The organism is Staphylococcus canis (assembly GCF_016238445.1).
GTDB classification, from domain to species: domain Bacteria; phylum Bacillota; class Bacilli; order Staphylococcales; family Staphylococcaceae; genus Staphylococcus; species Staphylococcus canis.
In genome coordinates this window covers 1-4,096 of sequence record NZ_JABANU010000047.1, presented here as the reverse complement: position 1 = coordinate 4,096, position 4,096 = coordinate 1, and the positions used below count along the sequence as shown (strand labels likewise).

The window sequence follows — 4,096 nt, the reverse complement described above, 5'->3', positions numbered from 1 at the left end:
CATAAATATCTCTCCTTAATTCGTTTGTTGGTACTTACAATTATAGAGATATTTGTGCCGTTTTTATATTAAAAACTAAAAAATAACGGCTAGTGAATATTTCACCAACCGTTAAAAGTATAGAGCCTTTAATTGTCAGTATGAGCTATAATCACGAGCGCCTATCCTTTTGTTTTTGATACAATAGTGATAATAAGCAACTAAGGGGAGATATCATGTCTATATTTATTAGTACATTAACAGAAAATGATTATAATACGTCACTTGAGATGGTAGAAAAAGTATTTGAAACAACATCTATACCCGCTGAAAAAATGGTGCAGTGTATTAAACGTTTAAGATACGCGCCACATTACCGTTATGAGTTAGAAGTCATTGCTAAAACAGAAGCAGGCGAAATTATTGGGCATGCACTCTGTTCAGAGGTTGAATTAAAGCATCAAGATCATACGTATACAATACTTGCCATTGCCTCATTAGCGGTGGCGCAAGCATATCAATCGAAAGGGATTGGAAAAGCATTAGTACAAGCCCTTGAAGATCGTGCGTTAAGTGAAGAGTACACAGCAATTGTAGTAGAAGATTATCAACATTACTTCAAACATTTAGGGTACGATGAAGCGCAATCTCATGATATTGAACCCCCTAGTCATGTTGATCCGTCACGATTTAGAGTGAAATTTTTATGGGATACATTAGAAGATCCACCTCATGGCGAAGTATTAGATACAGAAGTTTTTATAGATTGATTTTTGAACATGCAAATCCACTTAACCGTGATATAATATAACCATTGTAAATACGGAGGTGCAGATGTGAATTACCAAGCGTTATATCGTATGTTTAGACCCCAAAGCTTTGAAGATGTCGTGGGGCAAGAACATGTAACACGGACACTTCGTAATGCGATTGCGAAAAATAAACAATCTCATGCCTATATTTTTAGTGGTCCTAGAGGTACAGGTAAAACAAGTATCGCGAAAATTTTTGCGAAAGCCATTAACTGTGAAGTGCGTGATGATGGCGAGCCATGTAATACGTGTCCGATATGTAAAGGGATTACACAGGGAACCAACTCAGATGTGATTGAAATTGATGCTGCAAGTAATAATGGTGTAGATGAAATTCGTAACATTAGAGATAAAGTGAAATATGCCCCAAGCGAGTCACGTTATAAGGTGTATATTATTGACGAGGTTCATATGCTGACAACGGGTGCCTTTAATGCACTTTTAAAAACTTTAGAAGAACCGCCAGCACACGCTATTTTTATTTTAGCAACAACAGAACCTCATAAAATCCCGCCCACTATTATTTCACGTGCGCAGCGATTCGATTTTAAAGCGATTGATACCAATCAAATTGTAAAACGTTTAGCATACGTCGCATCTTCACAACAAATTGAATACGATGATGAAGCACTAACATTTATTGCGAAAGTTTCAGAGGGTGGTATGCGTGATGCTTTAAGTATTATGGATCAAGCCATTGCTTTTGGAGATGACCATCTTACATTAAAGGATGTATTAGATGTCACAGGTAGTTTGGCTGAAGCTGATATTAATACATTATTTGAATTCATTACTGAAAATCGAATACATGAAGCATTTGAAACATATCATCGCTTTATCAGTGAGGGTAAAGAAGTCAATCGTTTAATTAATGATATGATTTACTTTGTAAGAGATACGATCATGGCTAAAACAACAGAAAGTACTTTTGAACATGATGCATTAATGGAGTTTGACTTAAACACACTTTATAAAATGATAGATGTGATTAACGATACCATCGTCTCCATTCGTTTTAGTGTCAATCAAAATGTCCATTTTGAAGTGTTGATTGTTAAAATTTCAGAAATGATTAAAGAAGCAACTCAAACTGGAGAAGTTGTTGTGAATCATGCACCTTCAGAAAGCGATGAAGCTTTAGTTAGACGTATGGAAGCATTAGAGTCAGAGTTACAAACACTAAAATCACAAGGTGTCACTCCGAACACAACACAATCACGTCCAAAGCAACGTCGTAATAGTCGTTCAACTTTCTCAGTGGAGCAAATTGCAAAAGTATTAGACAAAGCAAATAAAGAAGATATTGCTTTAATTAAAGAAAGATGGGCTGACGTGATACAATATGCGAAAGATCGCGATCAGAAAGCATTGGTCAGCTTACTTCAAAACTCACAACCCGTTGCAGCGAGTGAAGATAAAGTGTTAATTCAATTTGATGATGAAATTCATTGCGAAATATTGAAAAAAGATGAGAAGAAGCGAAAAAGTGTTGAAGATGTTGTGAAGGATATTATCCATAAATCTGTTGAAGTTGTAGGTGTCCCGACTGACAAATGGATGCAAGTACGTAAAGATTATATTGAAAAACGTAAACAAGGTCGAACACCAGTTACGCACACAGAGCAATCTCCAAAAGAAAATGATATCGTTCAGACTGCTAAAGATATGTTTGGTGAATCATTAGTTCACGTTGTAGATGACGAAACATGACAATGGCCATAAAGGAATGTATAATAAAAATCGAGTTTAAGAAATAGACTAAGAACCTATATTTAGATGGTGGCAGTCTATGTCTTTATAAATACAAATTTAAGCTAAAGCTTTAAACATGATACGATAAGAATATGAAATAACCAAGGAGGAATGTATTATGCGCGGTGGCGGTAATATGCAACAAATGATGAAACAAATGCAAAAAATGCAAAAGAAAATGGCTGATGAGCAAGAGAAGCTAAAAGAAGAAAAGGTAGAAGGTACTGCTGGCGGTGGCATGGTTAAAGTAGTTGTGACAGGCCATAAAGAAGTAGTGGATGTTGTCATTAATGAAGAAGTTGTAGATCCAGAAGATGTTGAAATGTTACAAGATTTAGTACTAGCTGCAACAAATGAAGCAATGAATAAAGCAGATGAATTAACAGCTGAACGCTTAGGTAAGCATACTAAAGGTCTTAACATTCCAGGTATGATGTAATATGCATTATCCTGCACCAATATCTAAACTCATTGACAGTTTCATGAAATTGCCAGGCATTGGCCCTAAAACGGCTCAACGTCTGGCTTTTCATGTATTAGATATGAAAGAAGATGACGTTGTTCAATTCGCAAAAGCACTTGTCGATGTTAAGAGAGAACTTACCTATTGTAGTGTATGTGGTCATATTACTGAGCAAGATCCATGTTATATATGTTCAGACAAACAAAGAGATCGTTCGATGATTTGTGTTGTAGAAAGTGATAAAGATGTCATTGCTATGGAAAAGATGAAAGAATACAAAGGTTTATATCATGTTTTACATGGAACTATTTCTCCAATGGATGGTATTGGACCAGAAGATATTAACATTCCTGCATTAATAGAACGTTTAAAAGATGAAAACGTAAAAGAATTAATCTTAGCAATGAACCCGAACTTAGAAGGTGAATCGACAGCAATGTATATTTCGAGACTTGTAAAACCTTTAGGTATTCGTGTTACTCGATTAGCTCAAGGGTTATCAGTAGGTGGCGACTTAGAGTATGCGGATGAAGTAACATTATCTAGAGCGATTACAGGACGCACGGAAATGTAATACGTTTTTAGTTTAAGAGTGTGATAGGTAAGCATTATGTATAGTGTTTGCCTATCATTTTTTTATAACATGATATTCATGTTAAATTAAATAATGTAAATGAAGCGTTAAAGTGTTAAAGAGGTTTAAAGAGTGTAAATTTTAGTGTTGTGAAACTTATCATTGTACTGTATAGTTATATCTTGTTGAGCGACATAACGCATCGCGAAACAAACCTCAAAAATAATTTAAAAAAACTGTTGACTTTCTAAAAAGAGTTATGTATAATTAATTCTTGTCGAGTCAAAAAGAAATGAATTGAACATTGAAAACTGAATGACAATATGTCAACGTTAATTCCGATAAAACACAGTACAACGTACTGACAGACTGATTGACTGAATCAATCAAAAGAGCTATATCAAGCTTACTCTAATATGGAGAGTTTGATCCTGGCTCAGGATGAACGCTGGCGGCGTGCCTAATACATGCAAGTCGAGCGAACTGACGAGGAGCTTGCTCCTTTGACGTTAGCGG

The 4,096-nt window shown here is 35.5% G+C and carries 4 protein-coding genes and 1 rRNA gene; all 5 read left to right on the top strand.

Going from position 1 to position 4,096, the window contains the following annotated elements:
- Positions 1-215 precede the first annotated feature (215 nt).
- Entirely contained in the window at positions 216-749 is a 534-nt protein-coding gene (locus HHH54_RS10775; RefSeq protein ID WP_198618797.1) for a GNAT family N-acetyltransferase, read from the top strand.
- A gap of 66 nt (positions 750-815) precedes the next feature.
- Positions 816-2,501: a DNA polymerase III subunit gamma/tau gene (dnaX, locus tag HHH54_RS10770; protein WP_198618796.1), complete on the top strand. Its 1,686-nt coding sequence runs from the start codon at positions 816-818 to the stop codon at positions 2,499-2,501.
- Positions 2,502-2,661: 160 nt separating this feature from the next.
- Entirely contained in the window at positions 2,662-2,982 is a 321-nt protein-coding gene (locus tag HHH54_RS10765) for a YbaB/EbfC family nucleoid-associated protein (RefSeq protein ID WP_103208616.1), read from the top strand.
- A gap of 1 nt (position 2,983) precedes the next feature.
- Positions 2,984-3,580 carry a recombination mediator RecR gene (recR, locus tag HHH54_RS10760; RefSeq protein ID WP_198618795.1) on the top strand — a complete coding sequence of 199 codons (597 nt, stop codon included), beginning with the start codon at positions 2,984-2,986 and terminating at the stop codon, positions 3,578-3,580.
- 413 nt (positions 3,581-3,993) lie between these two features.
- Positions 3,994-4,096 (top strand): 16S ribosomal RNA (locus tag HHH54_RS10755); the annotation flags it as partial.